Here is a 1,691-nt window from a genome sequence, read left to right as displayed (position 1 = left end):
TTATTAACAAATATAACAAAATGTTGGTATAAAAAGAAGATTTTTCGTATTTTTAAGCATGCAACACATCATAGGTATTTCACGTCAACAACTGCGTTTTTCAAGTTTAGAAGATACAATAAGTCCCGATAATCAGGTGCGATTTATAGATGCCTTTGTCGAATATATTGCCCTCTCTAAGCTTGGTTTTTCGGTAAAAACGCTCAAGGCTGAAGGTCGCCCGAGTTTCAATAGCAAAGTGTTTCTAAAGATCTATTTATATGGGTATCTCAACGGAGTTAGAAGTGCTCGAGATCTAGAAAAGGAATGTTCGAGAAACATGGAAATGCAATGGCTTTTAGAAGCTATTGTTCCTAATTACCACAGCATATCCGATTTTAGAAAAAACAATCCCATTGCCTTGAAAAAGCTATTCAAACTCTATGTTCTCTTTTTAAAAGATGCCGATTTGATAGGTTGCGAAACCATTGCTATCGATGGTACCAAAAGCCGAGCCCACAATAGCAAGAAAGCCAATTTTAATCAAAAGAAAATCGACAAACATGTAGATTATATTGAAGTAAAAACCCAAGAATACTTAAATGCTTTGAAAGAAAATGACGCCAAAGATAACCCCGCTATAATCCAAAATATCCAACAAAAGTTAGACCGATTGAAAGGGAACAAGTTGCGTTATGAGCAACTGGAAGAGAAATTAAAAGCCAGTGGCGAGCCACAAATAAGTACTACCGATAGCGATGCCAGAGCCTTATTAGTGCAAGGACAAGTAGTCGAGATTTCATTCAATATCCAAGCTGCAGTGGATGCCAAGCACAATCTTGTGGTAGCCACGCACACTATCAACAAGAACGATCGCAGTGCCTTGTCAGCCATTGCCATAGAAGCCAAAGAAAATCTAGGGATTGAAACCTATACCGCACTGGTGGACAAAGGATATCATAATGGCAAACAAATAGAAATCTGCAAACAAGCCAACATCACTACCATTGTAGCACAGCCAGAACAAGGAAAAAGTAACCAAAACGGTACGACTAAGGATTATTTGGTAGCCCAATTTCAATACAATCAAGACACCGATACCTATAGCTGCCCACAAGGCGAAACACTAAAAACTACAGGCAGTTGGCATAAGAAAACTACAGATAGCGACAGCTATAATTTCAAAAAATACCGAACCCCAAAATGCAAAGCATGTCCCGTAAAACATTTATGTACTAGTAGAGCAGGTGGCAGAGAAATCGACCGAAGCCAATATGCCGATGCCGTAGAAGAAAATAACAAGCGCTATCATGAAAACCCACAGCTCTACCGCAAGAGGCAAGAAATTAATGAGCACATTTTTGGGACTATTAAACGCCAATGGGGCTACAATCACACTAATTTAACGGGACTAGAAAAAGTAAATGGAGAACACAGCCTGATTATGCTGGTGTATAATATCAAACGCAGTATCAATATCCTGGGCGTTCCAGATCTGATTGCCAAACTCAAAAAATGGAACTCACCTTACAAGGCAAAAGTCTTGTTTTTGCTAAAAACGAAGTATATAAAGCTGCAATTAGACTTCATTTTTTATCAAAGTAAATTTGCAGCCTAAAAAAAGCGGCTTCTTAAAAGGCCTTATTTGAATTGTGGTATCGTGAAATTTGAAGATTATATTAGAAAAAAGAGGTTTTTTCACTGCCTGACGT

Annotated in this window: 1 protein-coding gene; it reads left to right on the top strand. The window is 38.1% G+C overall.

Features of this window, described 5'->3' with window-relative positions:
• Positions 1-58: 58 nt before the first annotated feature.
• Complete coding sequence (locus tag QLS31_RS16200; RefSeq protein WP_282744701.1) at positions 59-1,597, top strand: IS1182 family transposase; 1,539 nt, start codon at positions 59-61, stop codon at positions 1,595-1,597.
• The last annotated feature ends 94 nt before the right edge of the window (positions 1,598-1,691 follow it).

Source organism: Flavobacterium sp. XS2P24 (assembly GCF_030010285.1).
Taxonomy (GTDB): domain Bacteria; phylum Bacteroidota; class Bacteroidia; order Flavobacteriales; family Flavobacteriaceae; genus Flavobacterium; species Flavobacterium algoritolerans.
Note: the sequence above shows the minus strand (reverse complement) of the source record. Positions and strands in the feature narration are given on the sequence as shown.